Genomic DNA, 347 nt, shown 5'->3' on the forward strand with positions numbered 1-347 from the left:
GTTACCTTTAGTGTTACGGTTACCAATGGAGGCCCTAACAATGCTACGGGAGTAGGCGTAGGAGATACGGTTCCAGATGGGTATAGTACCATAGGAAGTATCAGTAATGGCGGAAGTGAGAGTGGTGGCTTGATCAGCTGGAGTGGCTTAAGTGTTACCACGACCACCCCATTAGTATTGACTTATACGGCAGTAGTGACTGCTACGGGCAACTATACGAACTTTGCAGAGATCACTGCGAGTGATAATTTTGATCCCGACAGTAGTCCTGATGCTACAGCAGATACGGATACCCCTGCGGAAGATGATGAGACCAGTGCTACCCCTACCGTTGCCAGCGTTAGTGA

1 protein-coding gene is annotated in these 347 nt (G+C 49.0%); it reads left to right on the plus strand.

Annotation, left to right across the window (positions count from 1 at the left end; translation table 11 throughout):
• Positions 1–347: hypothetical protein (locus tag Q1A73_RS24500; protein WP_299611463.1), on the plus strand; the 347-nt coding region annotated here is incomplete at both ends.

Source organism: uncultured Aquimarina sp. (genome assembly GCF_947492115.1).
In the GTDB taxonomy this organism is placed as follows: Bacteria; Bacteroidota; Bacteroidia; order Flavobacteriales; family Flavobacteriaceae; genus Aquimarina.